Below are 26,446 nucleotides of genomic sequence, written 5' to 3'. Positions count from 1 at the left end.
CTGTTTGCGGCGCAACACCCTTGAAGGTAATGCCTGATGACCCGTTTTCTGCTCCCGGGGTGTCTGCTGTTGCTGAGCGCTTGCGCCAGCCGGGCACCGCTGCCCGAGCACTTGCCAAACCTGACGTTGCCCCTGCAAATGCACATCCAGCGCCTGGAGGCCGACCAACGTCAAGACTGGGTATTGGTGATCCAGCAGGAAGACACGGGCCTTCGCTGGTCGATGATGGACTTGCTGGGCATTCCACAGGCACGTCAGATCCTGATCGATGACAAGTGGCAGGCCGACGGTCTGTTGCCGCCCAACCCGGAAGCCAGGGAGCTGTTCGCCGCGTTGCTGTTTGCCCTGACCCCCAAAGATCAACTGACGAACAACTATCCCACCGCCTGGCAGCACGGCAGGCAACGTTCCCTGCCCAAGCACTGGGACGTCAGTTATTCACAACCCATGACATTCGAATTGAACCTGCCCAAGGGGCCCCGGTATCAAGTCACACCACTGAGCGGGGAAGCGCCATGACGGCTTATCTGAATGCCCTTGGCGTGATCTGCGCGTTGGGTCGTGGCAAACGGCAAGTCGCCGCCAATCTGTTTGCCGGCGATTGCTCAGGCCTGCGCACCGAGACTGGCTGGGTGCCGGAGCGCGCATTGCCGGTGGCGGCGGTGAGCGGTGAACTGCCACCAATCCCGGTTGAGCTGAAAAAGCAAAACACCCGCAACAACCAATTGCTGCTGGAAGCCGCGCTGCAAATTCGCGAAGAGATTGACCAGGCGATCCAGACCTATGGTCGTGACCGTATCGGCGTGATTCTGGGCACCAGCACCTCGGGCATCGATGAGGCCAGCCGTGGGTTGGCCCATTACATTCGCGAGCATGAATTCCCTGCCGAGTACGACTATCAGCAACAAGAACTCGGTGCACCGGCCAATTTTCTGGCCGACTGGCTGCAACTGAGTGGCCCGGCGTATGTGATTTCCACCGCCTGCACCTCCAGCGCACGGGCGCTGATGAGTGCCCAACGGCTGCTGGATCTGGGCGTGTGCGACGCGGTGCTGTGCGGCGGCGTCGACAGTTTGTGCAAACTGACCTTGAACGGTTTCTCGGCGCTGGAAGCGGTATCCGGGCAGCGCTGCAATCCATTTTCGGTCAACCGCAACGGCATCAACATCGGTGAGGCAGCCGTGTTGTTTCTGATGACCAAAAACGCGGGGGATAGCCAGGCCATCGCCCTGCTCGGCAGCGGCGCCAGTTCCGATGCGCACCATATCTCTGCTCCGGAACCTACCGGCCGTGGTGCCTTGCAAGCCATGAGCAAAGCCCTGAACCGGGCCAATCTGCAACCGCGGCAGATCCATTACCTGAACCTGCACGGCACCGCGACCCAGCATAACGACGCCATGGAAAGCCTCGCCGTGACGGCGCTGTTCCCGCAAGGCGTGCCCTGCTCCTCGACCAAGCCGATGACTGGTCACACCCTCGGTGCTGCCGGCGCTCTGGAAGCCGCGTTCTGCTGGCTGAGCCTGAGCCCGGACAACCGCGAACACGCCCTGCCACCGCACATCTGGGACGCCCAGCCCGACCCGCTGCTGCCCGCGTTGCATTGGGTGACCCCGACCGATCGCCTGACGTCCATTGCACCACGCTATCTGATGAGCAATTCCTTTGCTTTCGGTGGCAACAACGTCAGCCTGATTATCGGAGACGCACCATGATTGACTGGCCGCTCGCCGAGTTGCTGCCGCACGCTGGCGACATGATCCTTATCGAGCAGATTCTGGCGTTCGATGCAGAGCAGATTCACACCCGCCTGATTGTCAGGCCTGGCGGCCTGTTCAGCCGTCCCGATGGCAGCCTGCCGGCCTGGGTCGGCATCGAGTTGATGGCGCAGAGCGTCGCCGCCTTCGCCGGTTGCCATGCGCGCCAGCGCGGTGATGCGGTGGAACTGGGCTTTCTGCTTGGCAGCCGTAAATTCGAATGCAACGTCGAGCAGTTCCCGGCCGGCACCGAACTGACCATCCACGGCGTTCGCTCGCTGGAAGACGACAATGGCATGGGCGTGTTCGAATGCCATATCAACGCCCCCGGCATCCACGTCAGTGCCCGCCTGAACGTGTATCGCCCGCCTCAGGCGGCGCAATATATTCATGAACCTCAAGGAGTCCAGGCATGACTGAATCCGTACTGGTCACCGGTTCCAGCCGTGGCATAGGCCGCGCCATCGCCTTGCGCCTGGCTCAGTCCGGGCATGACATCGTGCTGCATTGCCGCAGCGGTATGGCGGACGCCATCGCCGTGAAAGGTGAAATCGAAGCCCTGGGCCGCAACGCACGCGTCCTGCAATTCGATGTGTCCGACCGCGCCAGCTGCAAAGCCATTCTCGAAGCCGACGTGGAAGCCCATGGTGCCTATTACGGCGTGGTGCTCAACGCCGGACTGACGCGTGACGGTGCTTTTCCGGCGCTGAGCGAGGATGATTGGGATGTGGTGATGCGCACCAACCTCGACGGTTTCTACAACGTGCTGCACCCGGTGATGATGCCGATGATCCGTCGTCGCGCCGCCGGGCGAATTGTCTGCATCACCTCGGTGTCGGGCTTGATCGGCAACCGCGGCCAGGTCAACTACAGTGCTTCCAAGGCCGGTCTGATCGGCGCGGCCAAGGCGCTGGCGATTGAATTGGGCAAACGCAAAATCACCGTCAATTGTGTCGCACCCGGCCTGATCGACACCGCCATGCTCGATGAAAACGTGCCCGTGGAAGAACTGATGAAAATGATCCCCGCACAACGCATGGGCACCCCCGAAGAGGTGGCCGGCGCGGTGAATTTCCTGATGTCGGCGGAAGCGTCGTACATCACCCGGCAGGTTCTGGCCGTCAATGGAGGCCTGTGCTGATGAAGCGCGTTGTCGTCACCGGCATGGCCGGCATTACCTCGTTGGGCAACGATTGGGAAACCATCGCCGGCCACTTCGCCGCCAACCGCAGCGGCGTTCGCCGCATGGACGAGTGGGATCGTTTCACCGAACTCAACACGCGCCTGGCCGCCCCCATCGACGACTTCAAGGTCCCGAGCCACTGGACCCGCAAGCAACTGCGCAGCATGGGCAGGGTGTCTCGACTTGCTGTGGGCGCTGCCGAGCAAGCGCTGACCGATGCCGGATTGCTTGGCGACGAGTCGATCAAGGACGGGCGCATGGGCGTCGCTTGCGGCTCGTCCACGGGCAGCACCGACGAGATCAAGGCGTTCGGCAACATGCTGCTCAACTCGGTGGCAGAAGGCCTGAACGCCAATTCCTACGTGCGGATGATGCCGCACACCACGGCCGCGAACATCAGCATCTTCTTCGGCCTCACCGGTCGGTTGATCCCGACATCCAGCGCCTGCACCAGCGGCAGCCAGGGCATCGGTTACGCCTACGAGTCGATCAAGTTCGGCCGCCTGCCGCTGATGCTGGCGGGCGGCGCTGAAGAGCTGTGCCCGACCGAAGCCATGGTCTTCGACGCGCTCTACGCCACCAGCCTGAAAAACGACGCCCCGCACACCAGCCCACGCCCTTATGACAAGGACCGCGACGGCCTGGTGATCGGTGAAGGCGGCGGCATGCTGGTGCTTGAAGAGCTGGAACACGCCTTGGCTCGCGGTGCGCGTATCCACGCCGAACTCGTCGGCTTCGGCAGCAACGCCGACGGCCAGCACACCACGCGGCCAGAGCAGCTCACCATGCGCCGTGCCATGGAGCTGGCCCTGGAAGACGCCGGGCTTCAGCCTTCCGACATCGGCTACGTGAACGGCCACGGCACCGCTACAGAACAGGGCGACATAGCCGAAACACTGGCGACCAGTTCGTTGTTTGGCGAACACATGCCGATCAGTTCCCAGAAAAGCTTTCTCGGCCATACGCTGGGTGCGTGCGGGGCGCTGGAGTCCTGGTTCAGCATTGAAATGATGAATCGCGATTTGTATGCACACACATTGAATCTGGACGAGGTGGATCCGCATTGCGGCAAGCTGGATTACTTGCGTGGCGAGTTTCGGCAGATGAGCAATGAATACGTGATGAACAACAATTTCGCGTTTGGCGGGGTGAATACTTCGCTGATTTTTCGGCGTTGGTCATGACTTGGAACTTCAAGGTCAAGGATGTCTTCAGCGTCTACAAGAGCGATGAACGCACACCCCAAGAACTATGAATGCCACGCCGGGACGATGGCCGGATTGTGTTGAAAGGGCTTGGTGAAGGTGCAGTAATCAGGCTGGTTTTACCTGAGGCGCGCAAGCGCCTTCTTCCAACGCCGCCAAGCCCTCGAACTCAGTCTGCAGTAGCGTCAAAAACGCCTCCCGAGCGGGGTGTCGACCTGCGTTTTCATGCCAATAAAAAAGGTTGTCGATACTCGTCAATTCCGGGAACTCATATCCTTGCCAACCCGCACTTTGGCGGTATTGCTCATAGATACCGCGAGGTACCAGTGCAACGCCGGCACCGGCACTGACGCAACCCACTATGGTGCCGTAGCTTGCAATGCTGACGATCGGCAACACCTGATCATGGCGCAACAGCCACTGCTCCAGCGCCAACCGGTAAGGACAGCCCGGGGGCCACATGAAAATTTCCTTACCTTGCAGATCCGCTGCTTTGCGTAATGGTCCATGCGACTCGGACGCGATGAGAATTAAATCTTCCCGGTACACCACTGCCCGCTCGAGACCGGGGCGTTCAATGTTCACCGCCACGATCACCCCATCAAGTCGGTGATGCTGAACGTCGTCCAGCAGTTGAGCCCAAGTGCCAGTGCTCAACTCCAGCGATACCTGCGGGTACAGCGCATGGTACTTGGCCAATAACCGTGGCAACCGTCCCGTAGCACTGGATTCAATGGCGCCAATGCGCAGAGGACCACCAGGCGTATTAGTGGGCGCTACCGCGCGTTTAGCTTCTTCAGCCAACCCCAGGATTTTCGTCACGTAATCGAGAAATACCACCCCGGCAGGAGTGATCCGCAACCCTCGACCCTCGCGGAAAAACAGCGGTGTACCCAGCTCTCGCTCCAGGGACTTGAGTCGTGCGGTGATATTGGACGGCACGCAGTGCAACAACTCGGCGGCGCGCGCGATGCTGCCGACGTCATGAACCGTCTTGAACATACGCAGTTGGGACAATTCCATAGCTCATCCAGAGTGAATTCACGGATCAGTTTAAGTCACTTGTAGTGAAGCATGGTGTTTTTGATACTTCACCGGCGCACGTTGCGGTGACGCCGTCGCACCTCATTTCCCCAATGAACAGGAGTTCTTATGGAGTTAACTCAGCGCAAAATCCAGTCCCTCGCCGAAAGCGTATTCACCCATAAAGCCTTAAATAACACGTTCTACCAACGCTGGATGGGAGGAACACTCTCCCTCGGCGACGTTGAGGTGTTCGCCCGAAACTATCTGGCCCGCACCACACTGACCTCTCGTATGGTCGCCCTGTCATTTCTGGGCGCTGACGACCTGCATGCTCAGGTCGAAATCGTCAAAAACCTGTACTCCAAGATGGGCTACGGCAACCCGGAAAAGGCCCACCTCGCCCTGCTGGAAAGTTATCTGATCGACCTTCTCAGCCTACTCGCTGATCGGCCATACAGCATGGACGAACTCATGGCTTTGCCTGTGCTGAAAAGCACCCGCACGTTCATCCACGAACAGTTGAGCTTGTATACCGACGGTGGCCATAACAACAATCCCCGCCATGTGCTCGGCACGTTGCTGGCTCAAGAGTGGCTGGCCTATTCGATGCTCACTCGTTTGTACGAAGGGGCGCGCAACTATATGCACCTGTACACCAATAACGACGATTTTCATGAGCACTGCGAGTACTTCTACATCCACATCGGGGATGCAGAAAAAGAACACAAAATCCAAGCGGTGAAAGCAGCCACTCAAGAATGCACCACCGACCAGCACATAGAAGAAGTCAGCGCTTCGTTCAACCGCTTCCTGAACATCACCGAGCAGTACTGGGACGGTATAGCCCAGGCCATGCCCAGCATGTTAAATCGGGCTGCTTCCAAGGTTACGGCTTAATGAATACAAGGCCCGGCATAAAAATCGTTTTGGCGGCGATTTTTGTCATCCTTTGCTGGGCCTATTCCCCCATTGGAATCCACATCGGGCTAAAGGCCTATGAGCCCGGGCATCTCGCGCTGCTGCGTTTTCTCATCGCATCAACGTTCATGGCTGGCGTTGCATTGGTGATGCGAATTTCCCTACCTCGTCTGAAAGACCTTCCACTACTGGCGGTGCTGGGGTTCTTTGCCGTCAGCCTGCACCACATAGCCCTGAACAACGGCCAACAGGGTGTTAGCGCTGGAGCCGCCAGCGTGCTGGCACAATCCACGCCGCTGTTCAGCACGTTATTGGCACATTTCGCGTTCAAAGACCGAGTCAACGGCTGGCAATGGATCTGTGTGCTATGCGGTTTACTCGGCGCCGCGGTGGTAGTCACCGGAGACCATGGTTTGGGTGAGTTGGACCCACATGGACTGTTGATTCTCTTGGCGGCGTTGTCCTGGAGTCTGTATTTCGCCTTGCAAAAACGCCATTCCCATCGTTATGACGGGTTGACGATGGTGTGTTACACCATTTGGTCAGGCACGGTACTGCTGCTTGTTTATGTCCCGGGGCTGTGGTACCAAGCACAAAATGCCTCAACGTCGGTCAACCTCGCGGTTCTCATTCTGGGCATCTTCCCCAGCGCCCTCGCGTACCTCGCGTGGGCGTACGTACTGGCGCAGAGCAATGTGAGCCGCGCGTCCATTTCGCTTTACCTGATTCCCCCCACAGCGATGTTGATGGCCTCGTTGGTTCTGAGTGAACGCCCATCCGCCATGGTCATCACTGGAACGGCCATTGTGCTGACGAGCGTACTCGCCCTCAATCTGGACCCATCGAAAGCCGCAGTTCCTGCCAACAAAGTTTGAACAGAGGTCGTGACCACCTATGAATGACTCAGAAAACCCGACCCTGACCTATGAACACCACGTATTGATTTGCACCAATCTGCGGCCCGATGGGCGCCGTAGTTGCTCGGGTTCAGGTGCTCATGAACTGCTCAGCGCAGCAAAACGCAAGCTCGCCAAAATGGGTGAACCGGGAACATCACGCGCCAACGCATCGGGCTGCCTGGGCCGCTGCGACCACGGCCCGGTCATGGTGATTTACCCCGCTAATTTGTGGTTCTCGTGCAAGACGCCGCAACAAGTTGAACGCATTCTCGATCAATACATCTTGCACCCCGATCAGCAATTTTGAACAAGGGGCCTTCGGCAGGAATCCACGCCATGACCTGGAAAGATGAAGACATGTGCATCGCCCAGTGGATGCTGGCCGAATACCGAAAACAGAACTTTCTATCGCAAGCCCTCGCGGCGCGGGAGATTCGTCTTATGTTCGGCGAAGCTCATGTATACCAAAACCGCCACGGAAACTGGGCCGTAAACAAGCCGATACTCGAAGCCTTCAAAACACTGACTGCTGAGTACGTGGTATGGAGCCGCAGCTTTCAAATATGGAGGCCAAGAACCGCACAAGATCCGACTGGCACGCGCGTGAGCCGCTGACAAGATACCCTGACGGATGCGATGCGGCAGGATTCCTGGCCTCGCGAAACATCTGAGTGCCCCCCCTCCGCGCCTGCAATGCACTTGAGTCCTGGTTTGAATACTTCGCTGATTTTTTCGGCGCTGGTCATGAGCAACGAACAGACACAAACGGAAAGCGGAGCACTCCATTTCGGAAACGTCCCACAACCAGAAGTGAGGCTTTGCGCTAGGTTCAATGCCCCGTGATACGTCGGGGCATTACAAGGAAGAACGAACCATGACAAAAAAGGCCGTTATTGTTTTCAGCGGTGGGCAGGACTCAACCACCTGCTTGATTCAGGCGTTACCGCTTTACGATGAAATCCATTGCATTACGTTCGACTATGGTCAGCGCCACCGCGCGGAAATCGAGGTGGCGCAGCAGCTTTCGAAAGAGCTTGGCGTGACCGTGCACAAGGTGCTGGACACGACGTTGTTGAATGAACTGGCAATCAGTAGTTTGACGCGCGATAACATTCCAGTTCCCAGTGTGAATAGCTCAGGAGAAAGCCTGCCAAGTACTTTTGTGCCCGGTAGAAATATTTTGTTTTTAACCTTGGCCTCTATTTATGCCTATCAAGTTCGCGCAGAGGCAGTCATCACAGGTGTTTGCGAGACGGATTTCTCTGGCTACCCGGATTGTCGTGACGAATTTGTCAGGGCTCTGCATAAAGCCATTGAGCTGGGCATGGACTACAAACTGCGCATTGAAACGCCGCTCATGTGGTTGAACAAGGCAGAAACATGGGCTCTTGCCGAGCAGCATGGAAAGCTTGAATTGATTCAGCACCAGACACTGACTTGCTACAACGGAATAAAAGGGACTGGATGCGCGAGTTGCGATGCGTGCAACCTTCGAGCGAAAGGGCTGAATGAGTTTCTGGAGAACAAGTCAGTGATTATGAAAAGTTTGGAAAACAAGGGGAAACTCAAACACTAAAAAACCAGGGGAAGCCAAGCCACTTCCCCTTTTTATATGTCTTAGGTGCTAACCACGCACCTTTTAAACAGGGGCCCGGCTCCAATTTTCTGTTTTTTCTTTCTTGTACATTTAACAGCCACCATTTGTTTACAATCACAAAGAGCCACATCAGAGCTGAATACCTGCCAGTCATGCTTTACTCGAAATCCGTCCTCCACATCCTAGCTGCTGTACAAATGGCAACACCGCAAACAAGATGAACATTCGTTAGAGAATGTTTCGCAGTCAAAAAACCTGCAAGACTATCGACAAACTAAAGAATTTTCTTACAGAAACAAGGAAGATCGAATGCGTATGATCGACGTATTCCACACAACCAAAATCACAATCGTTCAATAGTGTCTTTTTAGGAAAGGCACGACCCCCCCCTAAAAGAATCATTTAATTAAGCAAATGTTTAATAGCTTGATTAACCAATTGAAATTTATAACGAACAGCTTTACCGGCTAGAAAACTTAAGTACAGTGACCAACCAGTTCCATTTTATAAAAATTGAATTGGTACTTTCTTAACTCTTGCAGGGAGCATCATCATGAAAAAAAACAAACCTACCTCCCCGGAATCGGCAGATTTTTCATCCGCCGATCTATCCAAACTCTCCGAAACCACCGAGCGCACCGTCAGCGCGCGCTTGCGCAATCCTAACCGCCCCGACCCTGTCAGCCATGTGTTCAGCATCAACCCGAACGTCGATACGGAGTCCTTGCTCTGCCACGCCACTGAAACCCTTGCCTCGCTGAATGTTATGACCACCGACCTCGCCTGCGAGCTCGAAGGCTCGCTCCGCAACGAGGCATTGGCCATTCAGCAACTGATCGTGCTGGCCGAGCTGATGGTCAACCGGGCGCTGGACATTCTTGACCCTCCCTGTGGGTTGTCTATGGCGCCATCCAGCAGTCACCAATAAGTAATCACGCTCTCTTACGCAATGGAGGTTTTTTGTCATGGATAGATACATGCCTATCACCGGCATCGATTGCACCATCGCTTCGCTGGTGATCGACACCGAAGCACCGCTGGACGTTTTGCACGAAACAGCGGCCTACCGCATCCGCACGGCGACCCAGCTGCTTGAAAGTTTCGCGTTTGGCGAGGGCGTTCACAGTGAGCTGGCGCGGGTGTTGGTGACGTCATTGCGCGATGGTTGTGATTTGCTGGATGTCGTCGGGCGACGATTGCAGGGGCAGGTTTCGGCGCAACAAAGAAAATGAGGGCAAGCGCCTGCTGCGTCTTAACGGCATCAGTGGTGGGGAAACCAGCGCTTCCAACATGTGTGAAGACGGCCTCGCGCTTAGCGCAGAGGCCGTTCACACGCTTACTGAGCTTGAATCAACCTGCTTTCAGCAATGCCTGCGCGACCGGCCTGGTCGTCGATAACTTGCAGGCTGTTGCGCGCTTTGATGAGGGGAGCGGGGGTTGACTGAGCCGGGTCACTCTAAACGACAAAGGGCGCCTTTCGGCGCCCCTTCACAAACAGGTTGGCTTGTCATCGCCCTGTACCTGCCTGGCTCTGCGATGGCTGGTTACCCAGGATCCTCAGAGTCTCACAAGCCCCTTTCGGGAACGAGGGGAGAATCGCTCAAAAACATTCAATTCAGGTACTGGCATGTAACTTCAATCCTAAAGCCTTCACGACTTTAAGGATCGTGCCGAACTCTGGATTCCCTTCCCCTGACAGTGCACGGTAAAGGCTTTCCCGGGAGAGTCCCGCATCCCTTGCGACTTGGGTCATGCCGCGAGCCCGCGCAATGGTTCCGAGTGCTTTGGCAATAAACGCTGGGTCATCTCCCGCTTCTTCCATACAAGCGTCAAGGTAATTGGCCATGTCCTCTTCGGTCTTGAGGTACTCGGCAGAGTCCCAGCGAGTGAATTGTTCGGTCATGGGTTTTGCTCCTGCCAAGCTCTTGCAATTAGCCTGGCCTGTTTGATGTCACGTGTTTGGCTGCTTTTGTCAGCGCCACAAAGGAGGATGACTAATTGACGACCTTGCTGCATGAAGTAGACCCGATAACCGGGCCCATAATCGATACGGATTTCACTCAATCCTTCTCCAATGGCTTTGACATCGCCAAACTGCCCTTCGGCCATACGGTCGATCCGCACCTGAATCCGCATCCTGGCGCGATTATCGGCCAGCTTCACTAGCCAGCCTGAGAATGTTGAACTTCGAAGAATCTCCGTCATGCGGCGAGTGTAGCTCCTGAGCTACACCTACTCAACCAAGAATTCTGATCAGCAGATTTTCAATCACGCCTTCAATGGCTCAACCTTACGCGTCAACAACTCCACAAACGCCTTGGCCATCGGCGACTTCTGATCCTTGCGCTGCACCAGCCAAACCGCCGACACCGCCGCTGGATCCAGCAACGGTCGATACACCACGCCGTCGATGCGCATCCGCTGATACGACGCCGGCAGCACCGACACGCCCAACCCCGCCGCGACCAACCCGATAATCGTCATCGCCTCGCCAGCCTCTTGCGCAAAGTGCGGGCTGAAACCGGCATCGCGGGCCAGCCTGAGCAATTGGGCGTAGAGGCCACTGCCGTAGCTGCGGGGGAAAAATACGAAGGGTTCGAGGGCCAGCGCCGACAAGAATAATCCGTCTTCGCTGCCGTTGACCAAGGGGTCCTTGGAGCTGAGCACCGCCACCAGTGGCTCGCGCATCAGCTCCACGACACTGAGGGAATCCGGCAACCCCAACGGCCGCATGATGCCGACCTCGATCGACTCGTCGACCAACGCATCCGCGACCTGGGTGCTGCTCATTTCCCGCAGGTTCAGGTGCACCGCCGGGAAGCGCTGGCGAAATGAAAAAATCGCCTGGGGGATGGTCGAATTGAACGGTGCCGACGAGGTGAAGCCGATCTTCAGCTCCCCCAACTCTCCAAGTTGCGCACGCCGCGCCACATCAGCGGCTTTGTCGACCTGCGCCAGCGCCAGCCGCGCCTCTTGCAGAAACAATCGACCGGCTTCGCTGAGCTCGACCCGACGATTGGTTCGCTCGAACAACCGCGCGCCGACCTCCTGCTCCAGTGCCTGAATCTGCTGACTCAGCGGCGGCTGTGAGATGCCCAACACCTGAGCGGCGCGGCCGAAGTGCAGTTCTTCGGCGACGGCGATGAAGTAGCGCAGATGACGCAATTCCATGAAAACCCCATTAGGTCGTAAAAGCTCTCAAACAGGTCGAACAATATATTGGATTGAATCATTAGGCAGCTATATGCTTTTTTCATTGCCTGACCGGCTGCGCCCTCTGAGGTCCATCGTGAAAACTGCTGTCGCCCCTCTTGCCCACGAAGTTCAGCCCGCTGCGGCGGACGATGTCGTCGCCGAGCTGAAAGAGATTTACATCGAAAAAGGCACGCCGATGTTCATGCGCACGGTGCTGGCGCTGTTCTCCGGCGGCTTCGCAACCTTCGCGCTGCTGTACTGCGTGCAACCGATGATGCCGCTGCTGTCTCACGAGTACTCGATCAACGCGGCGCAGAGCAGCCTGATCCTGTCGGTCGCTACCGGCATGCTTGCCATTGGTCTGCTGATCACCGGTCCGATCTCCGACCGTGTCGGACGCAAACCCGTCATGGTCGCCGCGTTGTTCGCTGCCGCGCTGTGCACCATGGCCAGCGCAATGATGCCGAGTTGGGAAGGCGTGTTGATCATGCGCGCGCTGATCGGCTTGTCGTTGAGCGGCTTGGCAGCGGTCGCCATGACTTACCTGAGCGAAGAGATCCACCCGCAGCACATTGGCCTGGCCATGGGCTTATACATTGGCGGCAACGCGATTGGCGGCATGTGCGGACGCTTGATCACCGGGGTGCTGATCGACTTCGTCAGCTGGCACACGGCAATGCTGGTGATTGGCGGTCTGGCGCTGATTGCCGCAGCGGTGTTCTGGAAGATTCTCCCCGAGTCGCGCAACTTCCGCGCCCGCTCGCTGCACCCGCGCAGCTTGATCGACGGCTTCACCATGCACTTTCGCGATGCCGGTTTGCCGTTGTTGTTTCTTGAAGCCTTTGTACTGATGGGCGCGTTCGTCACGCTGTTCAACTACATCGGTTACCGACTGCTGGCGGAGCCGTATCACATGGAGCAAGCCTTCGTTGGACTGCTCTCGGTGGTGTACCTGTCAGGGATCTACAGCTCGGCGAAAATCGGTTCGCTGGCTGACAAGCTCGGGCGCCGCAAAGTGCTTTGGGCGACCATTGTGCTGATGCTCGCCGGCCTTGCCCTGACCATGTTTACCCCACTGCCGGTGGTGATCATCGGCATGCTGGTCTTTACCTTTGGCTTCTTTGCCGCGCATTCCGTGGCCAGCAGCTGGATCGGGCGTCGGGCGATCAAGGCCAAGGGGCAGGCATCATCGTTGTATCTGTTTAGCTATTACGCCGGATCGAGCATTGCCGGGACGGCGGGTGGGGTGTTCTGGCATTTGGGCGGGTGGAACGGGATTGGCTTGTTCATTGGTGCGCTGTTGTTGGTGGCGCTGTTGGTGGCGTTGAAGCTGGCGAAGTTGCCGCCGTTGGGCGGAGTCAAAGCCTGACGCATAACCCATGTAGGAGTGAGCCTGCTCGCGATAGCGGAGTGTCAGCCAATACATTCAGCGACTGATTTACCGCTATCGCGAGCAGGCTCACTCCTACATTTGATCCGCGCTCGATATTGGATCGTGCAAACAAAAACGCCCGGCATTAGCCGGGCGTTTTCAGTATCGGACGACGATCACTCGTGATACTGCGCCGACAACTCATGCACCGCGCGCAGGAAGGCACCCGCATGTTCCGGATCAACTTCCGGCGTGATGCCATGGCCGAGGTTGAACACGTGGCCACTGCCTTTGCCGTAGCTGGCGAGAATGCGGCCGACTTCGGTGCGAATGGCTTCCGGTTTGGCGTACAGCACGGTTGGGTCCATGTTGCCTTGCAGGGCGACTTTGCTGCCAACGCGATCCCGGGCGCTCCCGATGTCACACGTCCAGTCCAGGCCCAATGCATCAGCGCCGGCGTCGGCGATGCTTTCCAGCCACAGGCCGCCGTTCTTGGTGAACAGGATGACCGGCACTTTGCGGCCTTCGTGTTCGCGGATCAGGCCGCTGACGATTTTGCGCATGTAGGCCAGGGAGAACTCCTGGTACGCCGCCGCCGAGAGACTGCCGCCCCAGCTGTCGAAGATCTGCACCGCTTGCGCACCCGCCATGATCTGGCCGTTGAGGTAGCTGGTGACCGTCTGCGCGAGCTTGTCCAGCAACAGGTGCAAGGCTTGCGGGTTGTCGTAAAGCATGGTTTTGGTCTTGCGGTAGTCCTTCGACGAGCCGCCTTCAACCATGTAGGTAGCCAGGGTCCATGGGCTGCCGGCGAAGCCGATCAGCGGCACGCGGCCGTTCAGTTCGCGGCGGATGGTGCTGACCGCGTCCATGACGTAGCCGAGGTCTTTGTGCGGATCCGGGATCGGCAGGGCTTCGATGTCGGCCATGGTGCTGACGACTTTCTTGAAGCGCGGACCTTCACCGGTTTCGAAGTACAGGCCTTGGCCCATGGCATCCGGGATGGTGAGGATGTCGGAGAAGAGGATCGCCGCGTCCAGTTGTGGATAGCGGTCGAGCGGCTGCATCGTGACTTCGCAAGCGAACTCCGGGTTCATGCACAGGCTCATGAAGTCACCGGCCTTGGCACGGCTGGCGCGGTATTCAGGCAGGTAGCGACCGGCCTGACGCATCATCCACACAGGGGTGACGTCCACGGGTTGCTTGAGCAGGGCGCGAAGGAAACGGTCGTTCTTCAGGGCAGTCATGTCGGCATCCGGAAAAAAAGTGCGGGCATTTTCTCAGAGCCGGGCGCAAAAGGCACGGTTGCAGGTCAGCCTTTTGTCTATCGGGTCAATTGGTCGCGGGGGAAACACGGAATTCAGCAACACCACGAAACAACTGTGGGAGCGAGCCTGCTCGCGAAGAGGGCTTCGCAGTCAACATCTCTGTTGGCTGATCCACCGCTTTCGCGAGCAGGCTCGCTCCCACATTTTGATCGCATTCCAGTTTTGGAAAGTGATCAGACGCCCAGGTAATCCAGGATCCCTTCGGCGGCATTGCGGCCTTCGAAGATCGCGGTCACCACCAGGTCAGAACCGCGAACCATATCGCCGCCGGCGAAAATTTTCGGGTTGCTGGTCTGGTGCTTGTATTTACCTTGTTCCGGAGCCACAACGCGGCCCTGGCTGTCGGTCTGGATGTCGAACTGTTCGAACCACGGCGCCGGGCTTGGACGGAAACCGAAGGCGATGACCACCGCGTCAGCCGGGATGATCTCTTCGGAACCCGGAATCGGCTCGGGGCTGCGACGGCCACGGGCGTCTGGTGCGCCGAGACGGGTCTCGACCACTTTCACGCCTTCGACGCGGTCTTCACCGACAATGGCAATCGGCTGGCGGTTGTAGAGGAATTTCACGCCTTCTTCCTTGGCGTTCTTCACCTCTTTGCGCGAGCCCGGCATGTTCGCTTCGTCACGACGATAAGCACAGGTCACCGACTTGGCACCCTGGCGAATCGAAGTACGGTTGCAGTCCATCGCCGTGTCGCCGCCGCCCAGTACCACGACCTTTTTGCCTTTCATGTCGACGAAATCTTCCGGCGACTTTTCAAAGCCCAGGTTGCGGTTGACGTTGGCGATCAGGAAGTCGAGCGCGTCATGCACGCCCGGCAGGTCCTCACCGGCAAAGCCGCCCTTCATATAGGTGTAGGTGCCCATGCCCATGAACACGGCATCGTACTCTTCGAGCAGTTGCTCAACGGTCACGTCCTTGCCCACTTCGGTGTTCAGGCGGAACTCGATGCCCATGCCGGTAAAGACTTCGCGGCGATTGCTCAGCACGGTCTTTTCCAGCTTGAACTCGGGGATACCGAAGGTCAGCAAGCCACCGATTTCCGGGTTCTTGTCGAACACCACCGGGGTCACACCACCGCGAACCAGCACGTCCGCACAGCCCAGACCTGCCGGGCCGGCGCCGATGATCGCGACACGCTTGCCGGTCGGCTTGACCTTGGACATGTCCGGGCGCCAGCCCATGGCGAAGGCGGTGTCGGTGATGTACTTCTCCACCGAACCGATGGTCACCGCGCCGAAGCCGTCGTTAAGGGTGCAGGCACCCTCGCACAGACGGTCCTGCGGGCACACCCGGCCGCAGACTTCCGGCAGGGTGTTGGTCTGGTGCGACAGCTCGGCGGCCTGGAGGATGTTGCCCTCGGCCACCAGTTTCAGCCAGTTTGGAATGAAGTTGTGCACCGGGCACTTCCATTCGCAATACGGGTTACCGCAACCCAGGCAGCGGTGGGCCTGATCGGCCGAATGCTGGGGTTTGAAGGGTTCGTAGATTTCCACGAACTCTTTCTTGCGTTGACGCAACAGTTTCTTCTTCGGATCTTTGCGCCCGACATCGATGAATTGGAAGTCGTTGCTGAGACGTTCGGCCATCTTCAAAACCTCGTACACGACAGCCTCAAGCTACAAGCTTCAAGCTGCAAGAAAATCAAATTAATCCGCCGCACCGCGCATTGCTTCAAGCTTGACGCTTGAAGCCTGCGACTTGCCGCTGCGTCGTTTATTGCGGACTCGCACGAGTACTGGAGAGCAACGTTTTCAAGCTCGCCGCCTTAGGTTTGACGAGCCAGAAACGACGCAAATAGTCATCGAGGTTTTCAGCGAGGTTACGACCCCATTCGCTGTCGGTTTCCTCGACGTATTCGTTCAGCACGCGTTGCAGGTGGCTGCGATAGGCTTCCATCGCTTCACCGCTGATCCGCTGGATTTCCACCAGTTCGTGGTTGACCCGGTCAACGAAGCTGTTGTCCTGGTCGAGCACGTAGGCGAAACCGCCGGTCATGCCTGAGCCGAAGTTGTAACCGGTCTTGCCCAGGACGCAAACGAAACCACCGGTCATGTACTCGCAGCAGTGATCGCCCGTGCCTTCCACAACCGTGTGGGCACCGGAGTTACGCACGGCAAAACGCTCGCCCGCGGTGCCGGCGGCGAACAGCTTGCCGCCCGTGGCGCCGTACAGGCAGGTGTTGCCGATGATGGCACTGTCCTGAGTCTTGTAGACGCTGCCCTTCGGCGGAACGATGACCAGTTTGCCGCCGGTCATGCCTTTGCCGACGTAGTCGTTGGCGTCGCCTTCCAGATACATATTCAGGCCACCAGCGTTCCACACACCGAAGCTCTGACCGGCCGTGCCTTTGAAGCGGAAGGTGATTGGCGCGTTCGCCATGCCTTGGTTGCCGTGCTTGCGGGCAATTTCACCGGAGATCCGTGCGCCGATGGAACGGTCGCAGTTGCAGATGTCCAGAGCGAAGTCGGCGCCGCTCATGTCGTTGATCGCCGAGGTGGCCAAGTCGACCATTTTCTCGGCCAGCAGGCCTTTGTCGAACGGCGGATTGCGGTCGACCTGGCAGAATTGAGGCTTGTCTGCCGGGATGTGATCGCTGCCGAGCAACGGGGTCAGGTCCAGGTGTTGCTGCTTGGCGGTCTGGCCTTCGAGGACTTCCAGCAGATCGGTACGACCGATCAGCTCTTCGAGGGAACGCACGCCGAGCTTGGCCAGCCACTCACGGGTTTCTTCGGCGACGTAGGTGAAGAAATTCACCACCATGTCGACGGTGCCGATGTAGTGATCCTTGCGCAGCTTCTCGTTCTGGGTCGCAACGCCGGTGGCGCAGTTGTTCAGGTGGCAAATACGCAGGTATTTGCAGCCCAGCGCGATCATTGGCGCGGTGCCAAAGCCGAAGCTTTCAGCGCCGAGGATGGCCGCCTTGATCACGTCGAGGCCGGTTTTCAGGCCGCCGTCGGTCTGCACCCGGACTTTGCCGCGCAGGTCGTTGCCGCGCAGGGTCTGGTGGGTTTCAGCCAGGCCGAGTTCCCACGGAGCGCCCGCGTATTTGATCGAGGTCAGCGGCGATGCGCCGGTGCCGCCGTCGTAGCCGGAGATGGTGATCAAGTCCGCATAGGCCTTGGCCACACCGGCGGCGATGGTGCCGACGCCCGCTTCTGCAACCAGCTTCACCGAAACCAGCGCCTTGGGGTTGACTTGTTTGAGGTCGAAAATCAGCTGCGACAAGTCTTCAATCGAGTAGATGTCGTGGTGCGGCGGTGGCGAAATCAGGGTCACGCCCGGCACTGCGTAACGCAGCTTGGCGATCAGACCGTTGACCTTGCCGCCTGGCAGCTGACCACCTTCGCCGGGCTTGGCGCCCTGAGCGACTTTGATCTGCAGCACTTCAGCGTTGACCAGGTATTCCGGGGTCACACCAAAGCGGCCAGTCGCAACCTGCTTGATTTTCGAGCTCTTGATGGTGCCGTAGCGTGCAGGATCTTCGCCGCCTTCACCGGAGTTGGAACGCGCACCGAGGCGATTCATGGCTTCGGCCAGGGCTTCGTGAGCTTCCGGCGACAGCGCGCCCAGCGAGATACCCGCGGAGTCGAAGCGCTTGAGCACCGACTCCAGCGGCTCGATTTCGCTGATGTCGAGCGGCGTGTCGAGGGTTTTGACCTTGAACATGTCGCGGATCATCGACACCGGACGGTTGTCCACCAGCGACGTGTATTCCTTGAACTTGCTGTAGTCGCCCTGCTGCACAGCGGCTTGCAGGGTGTTGACCACGTCCGGGTTGTAGGCGTGATATTCGCCACCGTGGACGAACTTCAGCAGGCCGCCTTGCTGGATCGGCTTGCGCGGGCTCCAGGCTTCGGCAGCCAGGGCTTTCTGCTCGGCTTCGATGTCGACGAAGCGCGCACCCTTGATGCGGCTCGGCACACCACGGAAGCTCAGTTCGCACACTTCCTCGGACAAGCCGATGGCTTCGAACAACTGCGCGCCGCGATACGACGTGATGGTCGAAATGCCCATCTTCGACAGGATCTTGAGCAGACCTTTGGTGATGCCTTTACGGTAGTTCTTGAACACCTCATAGAGGTCGCCCAACACTTCACCGGTACGAATCAGGTCGCCCAGCACTTCGTAAGCCAGGAACGGGTACACCGCCGAAGCGCCGAAACCGATCAGCACGGCAAAGTGATGCGGGTCACGTGCGGTCGCGGTTTCCACGAGAATGTTGGAGTCGCAACGCAGGCCTTTTTCGGTCAGGCGGTGGTGCACCGCGCCGGTGGCGAGCGAAGCGTGGATCGGCAACTTGCCCGGGGCAATGTGACGGTCACTCAACACAACCTGGGTACGACCGGCGCGCACGGCTTCTTCAGCCTGATCGGCAACGTTGCGGATCGCCGCTTCCAGGCCGACGCTTTCGTCGTAGTTCAGATCGATGATCGCGCGCTCGAAGCCCGGACGATCGAGGTTCATCAGCGAGCGCCACTTGGCCGGGGAAATGACCGGCGAGCTGAGGATCACGCGCGAGGCGTGTTCCGGCGACTCCTGGAAAATGTTGCGCTCGGCACCGAGGCAGATCTCCAGCGACATGACGATGGCTTCACGCAGCGGGTCGATCGGCGGGTTGGTGACCTGCGCGAACTGCTGGCGGAAATAGTCGTACGGCGTACGCACGCGCTGAGACAGCACGGCCATCGGCGTATCGTCGCCCATCGAGCCGACTGCTTCGTAGCCTTGCTCGCCGAGCGGACGCAGCACCTGATCACGTTCTTCGAAAGTGACCTGGTACATCTTCATGTACTGCTTGAGCTGGTCGACGTCGTAGAAAGCCGAACCGTGGTCGTTGTCTTCCATGGTCGCCTGGATGCGCAGGGCATTCTTGCGCAGCCATTGCTTGTACGGATGACGGGACTTCAGGCGGTTGTCGATCGCATCGGTGTCGAGGATCTGGCCGGTTTCGGTGTCCACTGCAAAGATCTGGCCCGGGCCAACTCGGCCCTTGGCGATCACGTCTTCAGGCTGGTAGTTCCAGACACCGATTTCCGAGGCCAGGGTGATGAACCCGTTTTTGGTGGTAACCCAACGGGCTGGACGCAGACCGTTACGGTCGAGCAGGCACACGGCGTAGCGACCATCGGTCATGACCACGCCAGCCGGGCCGTCCCACGGCTCCATGTGCATCGAGTTGTACTCGTAGAACGCACGCAGATCCGGGTCCATGGTTTCGACGTTCTGCCACGCAGGCGGAATGATCATCCGCACGCCACGGAACAGATCGATGCCACCGGTGACCATCAGTTCGAGCATGTTGTCCATGCTGGAGGAGTCGGAACCGACGCGGTTGACCAGCGGGCCGAGTTCTTCCAGGTCCATCAGATCGTTGGTGAACTTGGTGCGACGGGCCACGGCCCAGTTGCGGTTGCCGGTGATGGTGTTGATCTCGCCGTTGTGCGCCAGGAAGCGGAACGGTTGAGCCAGCGGCCATTTCGGCAGGGTGTTGGTGGAGAAGCGCTGGTGGAACACGCAAATCGAGGTTTGCAGGCGCTCATCGCTGAGGTCTGGATAGAAGGCGGTCAAGTCCGCCGGCATCATCAGGCCTTTATAAATGATGGTCTTGTGCGAAAAGCTGCAGATGTAGTGATCGGTGTCGGCGGCGTTGGCCACGGACGAGCGACGACGGGAGGTGAACAGCTTGATCGCCATGTCCTGATCGCTCAGGCCTTCACCCCCGATGAACACTTGTTCGATCTGCGGCAGGCGCTCGAGGGCCAGACGGCCGAGGACGCTGGTGTCGATCGGCACTTTGCGCCAGCCGACGAGGTTCAGGCCGGCAGCCAGGATCTCGCGGTTCATGTTCTCGCGAGCGGCTTCGGCTTTGACCGGGTCCTGGTTGAAGAAAACCATGCCCACGGCGTATTGCTTGGGCAGTTCAACACCGAAGGTTTCCTGGGCGATGGCTCGCAGGAACACGTCCGGCTTTTGAATCAGCAGACCGCAACCGTCACCGGTCTTGCCGTCGGCATTAATCCCACCGCGGTGGGTCATGCAGGTCAGGGCCTCGATGGCCGTTTGCAAAAGGGTATGACTGGGCTCGCCCTGCATATGGGCTATCAGGCCGAAACCGCAGTTATCCTTGAATTCATCTGGTTGGTACAGACCTGCTTTCATAGACACTTTCTCACCAGGCTGCCTCTTGTCGAGGCAAATTTCTTTTCAATTCAATCAGTTACCATCCGCGCCGAACGTATGCCAGCTTTGCGGGGGCAAAAGGGAGGTCATTGTACACACCGACACTTACGCTCACAAATTTGACGACGAACTGTCGCAAATCCATGTCGCATTTGTGAAAGGTTTAAAGCGATCCGCTGTGCTAGTCAAAATTTTTTTTTAATTTTGACCGCAACGACTCAAAGACTACTGTAACGCAGACACCACAAGGCACGCAGTCTTGGGAGACGGCATGCGCTTGTAGAAATTTTGAGGTGCCGGGAGAGGCGGCCTGGGTAAGGCCGCCGAATCATCAGCGAGTTGTTGCCAGTTCCTGTTGGACGCTGGCGACAGTGCGTGGCCAAGGTTTACCAGCCTGAACCTTCGCTGGCAAGGCCTTGATAGCGGTAACGGCTGCATCGCGACTGGCGAAGTTACCGTAGGTGATGACGTAAAGCGGCTTGCCGTTGAGCACTTTCTTGAAATAACGGTACTCGCCGCCCTGCTCCTTCACGAAGTTTTGCGCAGACGTTTCCGAGCTGGTGCCGAGAATCTGCACCACGTAATTGCTTGTAGGTTGCCCAGCGTACCAGGTTCCGCCAGCGGCCTTGGCTGCGGGTGCTGGCTTGGCGGCAGCCGCCACGACCGCAACCTTGGCTGGCGCTGGAACCGGCTTCGCGGCAGGTGTAACCGGGGCTGGCTTGGCGGTTGCGACCTGAGTCGGCACAGGAACAGGCTTGGCAGCCGGTGTCGGCGCAGGACCCGGTTGAATGCCCGCTGGCGGCGCGACGGTGGTCACGGTTGGCGGTGTAGCGCTGGAACCCTCGACCGGCACGCCATCATCGCCCTCAGTGATGCCACCGGCGGCTTCAGCCAACGGACCGCGCATGACCGGTTGCGAGTTACCGACCAGCGGCAATGGCATTGGCTGCGAGTTACCGGCGAATTCGACGGAAGGTGCACCGCCGTTAGGCTGTGGCGAACCCTCACCCAGCGGCAGCTGAGCCTGTTCGTTGGCAGGTGCGCCGGTGGTCGGTGCTTTGCTGCGGCCCGGAAGCAACCAGGCGGCGGCTACCGCGACCACGACAACGGCGGAAATCGCCAATACGTGTTTCTTCGGCATGTTGAACCCCATTTTTGGACGCTTCACCGCAGAGCGGCTTGCAATCATGGCTTCGATCATTGCATCACGGGCAACCTGGTTGATGTTGCCCGGCCAGCCATCGGAGCTTTCGTGAATATCAGAGATCTGATCCGCAGTGAAAAGTTCGATACCCCGGCCAGCGCCTTCGAGTCGCTGATCCAGATATTCGCGGGTTTCTTCTTCGGTGTAAGGCTGCAGTTCGATGACGTGGAAACGCTCTTCCTCAAGGCTTAGCGCCTCAAGCTGAGCGATCAGCGACGACTCGCCAAACAGGAACACATGCGGGCGACCTTCAGGTGCACCGGCAGCCAGGGCCATCAGGGCCTCCAGCGCGGACTCGTCGAGTTGCTCGGCGTCATCCACCAGCAAATAGACTTCCTGACCGGTCAACGCGAGCTGCACTACTTGCGCCAGAATGGCGCCGATCTCGGCCTGCTCGACGTTCAGCGATTGAGCGACCTGGCGCAAAATGCCAGCCGAATCGCCAGCGCCGCGGGCGGACACCACCACACTCTGCACCGACTGCTTGTTGGTGCTGGCCACCAGGGCCTGGCGCAACAGGGTCTTGCCACTGCCTTGCGGACCGGTGACCACCAGCAGCAACTGGCTATAGCGCGCCAGGTGATGCAGTTGTCCCAGCACCGGTTTGCGCTGGGCCGGGAAAAATTTGAAGCCAGGAACCCGCGGAGCAAAAGGGTCATGACTCAACTGGTAATGGCCGAGGAAAGCCTCGTCGGCATGCAAACTAGTCATTGGGATCTTATTAACCTTTAAGCTGAGCCAGGGCGCGGTAATCCGCTCCCAGCGTGGCCTGCAAAACCTCTTTCGGATAATCGTCGGTCACCACCGCTTCGCCCATGTGGCGCAGCAGCACCAGGCGCAAACGACCGTCGATCACTTTCTTGTCAATTGCCATGTGTTCGAGGAAATCGGCTTCGGTCATCTCTTCGGGCGGGATGACCGGAAGTCCGGCGCGCTGGAACAGGCGGATACCGCGATCACGCTCTTGCTCGCTGATCCAGCCCAGGCGGGCAGACATTTCCAGCGCCATCACGGTGCCGGTAGCTACCGCCTCACCATGAAGCCAGACACCATAGCCCATGTGGGTTTCAATGGCGTGGCCGAACGTATGACCGAGGTTCAATGTGGCGCGAACACCGGTCTCTTTTTCGTCGGCACCGACCACCGCAGCCTTGGCGGCGCAAGAGCGCTCGATGGCGTAGGTCAGGGCGACCTGGTCCAGGGCGCGCAGGCGATCGACGTTTTCTTCGAGCCAGGTCAGGAACGGCTCGTCGCAGATCAGCCCGTACTTGATGACTTCGGCAAGCCCGGCGGACAGTTCGCGGGCCGGCAGGGTATTGAGCGTCGCGGTATCGATCAGCACCACGTTCGGCTGATAAAACGCGCCGACCATGTTTTTGCCCAGCGGATGGTTGATACCGGTCTTGCCGCCCACCGAAGAGTCAACTTGCGACAGCAACGTAGTCGGCACCTGGATGAAATCAACGCCGCGCTGGTAGCAGGCGGCAGCAAACCCGGCCATGTCACCAATCACGCCGCCACCCAAGGCGATCACAGTGGTGCGGCGGTCGTGCCGTGCAGTCAGCAGACCGTCGAAAATCAGCTGCAGGGTTTCCCAGGTCTTGAAGGCTTCGCCATCGGGCAGCACCACGGAAATAACCGAGAACTGCGCCAGGCTGCGGGTCAGACGTTCGAGATAGAGCGGTGCAACGGTCTCGTTGGAGATAATCGCTACTTGCCGTCCGCGAATATGCGGGGCCAGCAGCTCGGGCTGATCCAACAAACCTTCGCCAATATGAATCGGGTAGCTGCGCTCGCCTAGATCGACCTTGAGTGTCTGCATGTGTCCCCACAATGAAGATTGAATCAGGCTTCCTGCCTTGAGTTATCGAATGTCCACGGTGCCTGCTGGTGTAACGCCGTTCGGTAGCCATGCGCCACAACCTTGAGCGGTCATGGCAGGACGCCGAGGATAGCGCATTTCGCGCAGCGCATTAACGGGGAGGCAGTTGTTGCAAGCGTTCGAGAATGTCGAGCACGACCATTCGCGGCGGCCGCTCATCGGTTTCAACCACCAGATCGGCGATTTCCCGATAAAGCGGATCGCGGATAGCCAGCAGATCCCGCAGGGTCTTGGCCGGATCGGCGGTCCGCAACAGGGGTCGATTGCGGTCGCGGGCCGTACGTCCCACTTGCTGCTCGACGGAAGCATGCAAGTAGACCACCCGACCACCGGCATGCAGCGCCCGACGATTGGCTTCACGCATTACGGCGCCACCACCGGTCGCCAGCACCACGCCATCGCAGCCGCACAGCTCGGCAATCATCGCCTGCTCGCGGTCACGAAAGCCCGGTTCGCCTTCCTTATCGAAAATCCACGGGATATTGGCGCCCGTGCGCAATTCAATTTCCTTATCGGAATCTTTGAACGGCAGGCGCAGCTCTTTGGCCAGCAACCGGCCGATGGTGCTTTTACCAGCGCCCATCGGTCCAACAAGAATCAAATTTCGCACAGAATCAATGACTCACAGCAATCGCCTGATTGTTCATGATACGCGGTGTGAGAAATACCAGCAGCTCGGATTTTTTCTCCGAAACCACGTCACGCCGGAAAAGGCGGCCAAGATACGGCACATCGCCGAGAAATGGCACCTTATCTACAACCTTGCTTTGAGTATTTGAGAAAACTCCGCCAATGACGATGGTCTCGCCGTCATTGACCAGGACTTTGGCGTTGACCTCGTTTTTCTTGATAGGCGGCACATCCTGCACCATGTTCAGGTAATCCGGCTCGTCCTTGGTGACTTTTACCTCCATGATGATCCGGTTGTCCGGGGTGATCTGCGGCGTGACTTCCAGCGATAGCGCAGCCTCCTTGAAGGACACCGAGGTCGCGCCGCTGGAACTGGCTTCCTGATAGGGGATCTCGGTGCCCTTGAGGATTTTGGCGGTTTCCTTGTCGGACGTGACCACCTTGGGCTGCGAGACGATTTCACCGTTACCGGTTTTTTCCATCGCCGTCAGCTCCAGGTCCAGCAACACGTTATCGGTGATGAAGGCGATGCCGATGCCCGACGTGCTGCCAGCCGCCCCCAGGTCGACAAACGGAGAGTTGGTGTCGCCACTGCCCGGCGTACCAATGGTCGACGATCCATTGCTGACCCCGGACGTGTTCCAGTTGCCCTTGTTCTGCACTGAGCCACCCCAACGCACACCGAGGCTTTTGTCGTAGTCGACGTTGGCTTCGACGATTCGCGCTTCGATCATCACCTGACGCACCGGAATGTCCAGTTGCGTGACAATTCGGCGAAGTTCATCGAGGCGGTCCTGGGTCTGGTAGGCAATGATGTTGTTGGTCCGCTCATCCACCGTGATCGACCCGCGCTCGTCGCCTTTGGCCTCGGCACTGGTCACCGACTGAAACAGCTTGGCAATGTCGGCGGCCTTGGCGTAATTGACCTGCAAGAGCTCTCGACGCAACGGCGCCAATTCGGCGATCTGCTTTTGCGATTCCAGCTCCTGACGCTCCCGGGCAGCGATTTCATCTGCCGGCGCCACTAACAGAACATTGCCAATCTTGCGCTTGTCCAGCCCTTTGGTTTTCAGCACCAGGTCCAGCGCCTGATCCCACGGCACGCTCTGTAACCGCAGGGTGATGCCGCCCTGCACGGTGTCGCTGGCCACCAGATTGAGGTTGGTGAAATCGGCAATCAATTGCAGCACCGAACGGACATCGATGTCCTGAAAGTTCAGCGATAGTTTTTCGCCGGTGTAGGCAAATCGCTCTGAATTGCGCTTTTGCAGATCCTCAGGGGTCATCGGCCGAATGCTGACAGTCAGCTTGGTGTCGGTCTGGTAGGTCGAATAGTCGAAAGTGCCGCCGGGTTCGATACTGATCGTGGCCCGGTCGCCCGTGGTGCTGGCGTTGACGAATTGCACCGGGGTGGCGAAATCCTTGACGTCCAGTCGCACGCGCAACTTTTCGGGCAATTGGGTCCTGGCGAATCCGAGGATGATCTTGCCTTCGCGCTCCTGGATGTCCGGGGCAATGGACGGATCCGACAAATCGATGACCACATTGCCTTCGCCTTGGGCGCCGCGCTGGAAGTCGATGCCGCGAATGGCCTTGCTCACAACAGGGTAGGTTTTGGCCGGCGCCGGGGCTGTCATCCCGGCACGAGGCGCGCTCGCCGCCGGTTGCAATGCTTTGCCACTACCCCCCTGCCCGATCAACACCAACAAATTGTTGCCTTCGACCTTTGCGCTATACGGAGTCAACTGCGTCAGGTTAATGATGAGCCGCGTGCGATCCTTGGCTTCCACCACCGTTGCGCTGCGGGCATTGCCGCCGCCCAGGTCGCGATTTTTACTCGCCAACTGACTGACCACGCCGGGCAGGTCCAGCGCAATCCGCGCGGGCTGTTCGGTCGTGTAACCGTGGGGCGCGGCGGGCGGCCCATCGAAAGACAACTTCAACTCGATGCGATCACCCGGCAGCGCGGCAACATCCAGCGCTTTGAGGTTGGTCGCCAGCACCATCGGAGACATCATCGCTATCCATAGCGAAATACCGAGGGTTGAGAAAGTCCTGTTCATTATTCGA

At 58.6% G+C, this 26,446-nt stretch carries 24 protein-coding genes; 13 read left to right on the top strand and 11 right to left on the bottom strand.

The annotated features are described in order from the left end of the window. Window positions 1-36: 36 nt before the first annotated feature. From J2Y56_RS04775 to J2Y56_RS04755, 5 genes are read left to right on the top strand one after another with little or no spacing between them, the layout of a single operon-like run. On the top strand, window positions 37-519 hold the full coding sequence (locus tag J2Y56_RS04775; protein ID WP_310348938.1) for a hypothetical protein: 483 nt from the start codon (window positions 37-39) through the stop codon (window positions 517-519). Further along, a complete protein-coding gene (locus J2Y56_RS04770) occupies window positions 516-1,712 on the top strand; it encodes a beta-ketoacyl-[acyl-carrier-protein] synthase family protein (protein WP_007942244.1) in 1,197 nt (398 codons plus the stop codon). The genes J2Y56_RS04775 and J2Y56_RS04770 overlap by 4 nt, the downstream gene beginning before the upstream one ends. Next, window positions 1,709-2,170, top strand: a complete 462-nt coding sequence (locus J2Y56_RS04765; protein WP_007942243.1) for a hotdog family protein — start codon at window positions 1,709-1,711, stop codon at window positions 2,168-2,170. The genes J2Y56_RS04770 and J2Y56_RS04765 overlap by 4 nt, the downstream gene beginning before the upstream one ends. Beyond that, window positions 2,167-2,895 carry a 3-oxoacyl-ACP reductase FabG gene (fabG, locus tag J2Y56_RS04760; protein ID WP_007942242.1) on the top strand — a complete coding sequence of 243 codons (729 nt, stop codon included), beginning with the start codon at window positions 2,167-2,169 and terminating at the stop codon, window positions 2,893-2,895. The genes J2Y56_RS04765 and fabG overlap by 4 nt, the downstream gene beginning before the upstream one ends. After that, window positions 2,895-4,121, top strand: a complete 1,227-nt coding sequence (locus J2Y56_RS04755; protein WP_310348935.1) for a beta-ketoacyl-ACP synthase — start codon at window positions 2,895-2,897, stop codon at window positions 4,119-4,121. The genes fabG and J2Y56_RS04755 overlap by 1 nt, the downstream gene beginning before the upstream one ends. 129 nt (window positions 4,122-4,250) lie before the next feature. Here J2Y56_RS04755 and J2Y56_RS04750 read toward each other — a convergent pair whose 3' ends face one another. Then, window positions 4,251-5,165 (bottom strand): LysR family transcriptional regulator, encoded by a 915-nt coding sequence (locus tag J2Y56_RS04750; RefSeq protein WP_310348932.1) that lies wholly within the window; start codon window positions 5,163-5,165, stop codon window positions 4,251-4,253. A 129-nt stretch (window positions 5,166-5,294) separates the two neighbouring features. Here J2Y56_RS04750 and J2Y56_RS04745 point away from each other — a divergent pair, with 129 nt between their 5' ends. The 7 genes from J2Y56_RS04745 (at window position 5,295) to J2Y56_RS04715 (ending at window position 9,814) form a co-directional block, all read left to right on the top strand. Further along, window positions 5,295-6,065 carry an iron-containing redox enzyme family protein gene (locus J2Y56_RS04745; protein WP_310348929.1) on the top strand — a complete coding sequence of 257 codons (771 nt, stop codon included), beginning with the start codon at window positions 5,295-5,297 and terminating at the stop codon, window positions 6,063-6,065. Continuing rightward, entirely contained in the window at window positions 6,065-6,961 is an 897-nt protein-coding gene (locus tag J2Y56_RS04740; protein ID WP_310348926.1) for a DMT family transporter, read from the top strand. The genes J2Y56_RS04745 and J2Y56_RS04740 overlap by 1 nt, the downstream gene beginning before the upstream one ends. A gap of 19 nt (window positions 6,962-6,980) precedes the next feature. Beyond that, a complete protein-coding gene (locus J2Y56_RS04735) occupies window positions 6,981-7,292 on the top strand; it encodes a ferredoxin (protein WP_007943760.1) in 312 nt (103 codons plus the stop codon). Between the two features lie 29 nt (window positions 7,293-7,321). Further along, a complete protein-coding gene (locus J2Y56_RS04730) occupies window positions 7,322-7,600 on the top strand; it encodes a DUF6953 family protein (protein WP_310348923.1) in 279 nt (92 codons plus the stop codon). Window positions 7,601-7,859: 259 nt separating this feature from the next. Next, window positions 7,860-8,561 (top strand): 7-cyano-7-deazaguanine synthase QueC, encoded by a 702-nt coding sequence (gene queC, locus J2Y56_RS04725; protein ID WP_310335920.1) that lies wholly within the window; start codon window positions 7,860-7,862, stop codon window positions 8,559-8,561. Between the two features lie 574 nt (window positions 8,562-9,135). Beyond that, window positions 9,136-9,510, top strand: a complete 375-nt coding sequence (locus J2Y56_RS04720; RefSeq protein ID WP_310348920.1) for a DUF6124 family protein — start codon at window positions 9,136-9,138, stop codon at window positions 9,508-9,510. Between the two features lie 37 nt (window positions 9,511-9,547). Next, the gene (locus tag J2Y56_RS04715) at window positions 9,548-9,814 is read left to right on the top strand and encodes a hypothetical protein (protein WP_007943752.1); all 267 of its coding nucleotides are present in this window, start codon (window positions 9,548-9,550) and stop codon (window positions 9,812-9,814) included. A gap of 383 nt (window positions 9,815-10,197) precedes the next feature. Here the strand turns inward: J2Y56_RS04715 and J2Y56_RS04710 are convergent, their stop codons facing one another. The 3 genes from J2Y56_RS04710 to J2Y56_RS04700 all read right to left on the bottom strand — a co-directional run bounded on the left by J2Y56_RS04710 (window position 10,198) and on the right by J2Y56_RS04700 (window position 11,753). After that, complete coding sequence (locus J2Y56_RS04710; protein ID WP_007943750.1) at window positions 10,198-10,485, bottom strand: addiction module antidote protein; 288 nt, start codon at window positions 10,483-10,485, stop codon at window positions 10,198-10,200. Beyond that, complete coding sequence (locus J2Y56_RS04705) at window positions 10,482-10,787, bottom strand: type II toxin-antitoxin system RelE/ParE family toxin (RefSeq protein ID WP_310348918.1); 306 nt, start codon at window positions 10,785-10,787, stop codon at window positions 10,482-10,484. The genes J2Y56_RS04710 and J2Y56_RS04705 overlap by 4 nt, the downstream gene beginning before the upstream one ends. A gap of 63 nt (window positions 10,788-10,850) precedes the next feature. Next, the gene (locus J2Y56_RS04700) at window positions 10,851-11,753 is read right to left on the bottom strand and encodes a LysR family transcriptional regulator (protein WP_310348915.1); all 903 of its coding nucleotides are present in this window, start codon (window positions 11,751-11,753) and stop codon (window positions 10,851-10,853) included. A 118-nt stretch (window positions 11,754-11,871) separates the two neighbouring features. Here J2Y56_RS04700 and J2Y56_RS04695 point away from each other — a divergent pair, with 118 nt between their 5' ends. Then, window positions 11,872-13,146, top strand: coding sequence for an MFS transporter (locus tag J2Y56_RS04695; protein WP_033048900.1), 1,275 nt, complete (start codon window positions 11,872-11,874; stop codon window positions 13,144-13,146). Window positions 13,147-13,325: 179 nt separating this feature from the next. Here J2Y56_RS04695 and hemE read toward each other — a convergent pair whose 3' ends face one another. From hemE to pilQ, 7 genes are all read right to left on the bottom strand, one after another. Then, complete coding sequence (hemE, locus tag J2Y56_RS04690) at window positions 13,326-14,393, bottom strand: uroporphyrinogen decarboxylase (protein ID WP_095078029.1); 1,068 nt, start codon at window positions 14,391-14,393, stop codon at window positions 13,326-13,328. A 254-nt stretch (window positions 14,394-14,647) separates the two neighbouring features. Beyond that, on the bottom strand, window positions 14,648-16,066 hold the full coding sequence (locus tag J2Y56_RS04685) for an FAD-dependent oxidoreductase (RefSeq protein ID WP_007943743.1): 1,419 nt from the start codon (window positions 16,064-16,066) through the stop codon (window positions 14,648-14,650). Between the two features lie 127 nt (window positions 16,067-16,193). Beyond that, window positions 16,194-20,639: a glutamate synthase large subunit gene (gltB, locus tag J2Y56_RS04680; protein ID WP_007943742.1), complete on the bottom strand. Its 4,446-nt coding sequence runs from the start codon at window positions 20,637-20,639 to the stop codon at window positions 16,194-16,196. A 352-nt stretch (window positions 20,640-20,991) separates the two neighbouring features. Further along, on the bottom strand, window positions 20,992-22,575 hold the full coding sequence (locus J2Y56_RS04675; RefSeq protein ID WP_310348911.1) for an AAA family ATPase: 1,584 nt from the start codon (window positions 22,573-22,575) through the stop codon (window positions 20,992-20,994). A 10-nt stretch (window positions 22,576-22,585) separates the two neighbouring features. Then, window positions 22,586-23,686, bottom strand: coding sequence for a 3-dehydroquinate synthase (gene aroB, locus J2Y56_RS04670; protein ID WP_310335909.1), 1,101 nt, complete (start codon window positions 23,684-23,686; stop codon window positions 22,586-22,588). 151 nt (window positions 23,687-23,837) lie between these two features. Next, window positions 23,838-24,356, bottom strand: a complete 519-nt coding sequence (gene aroK, locus J2Y56_RS04665; RefSeq protein ID WP_027922095.1) for a shikimate kinase AroK — start codon at window positions 24,354-24,356, stop codon at window positions 23,838-23,840. Window positions 24,357-24,360: 4 nt separating this feature from the next. Beyond that, on the bottom strand, window positions 24,361-26,439 hold the full coding sequence (gene pilQ / locus J2Y56_RS04660) for a type IV pilus secretin PilQ (RefSeq protein WP_310348907.1): 2,079 nt from the start codon (window positions 26,437-26,439) through the stop codon (window positions 24,361-24,363). Window positions 26,440-26,446: the final 7 nt, after the last annotated feature.

This window comes from Pseudomonas sp. BE134 (assembly GCF_031456105.1).
GTDB lineage: Bacteria > Pseudomonadota > Gammaproteobacteria > Pseudomonadales > Pseudomonadaceae > Aquipseudomonas.
The sequence above is the reverse complement of the archived record's forward strand: the minus strand, read 5'-3'. Positions and strand labels throughout refer to the sequence as shown.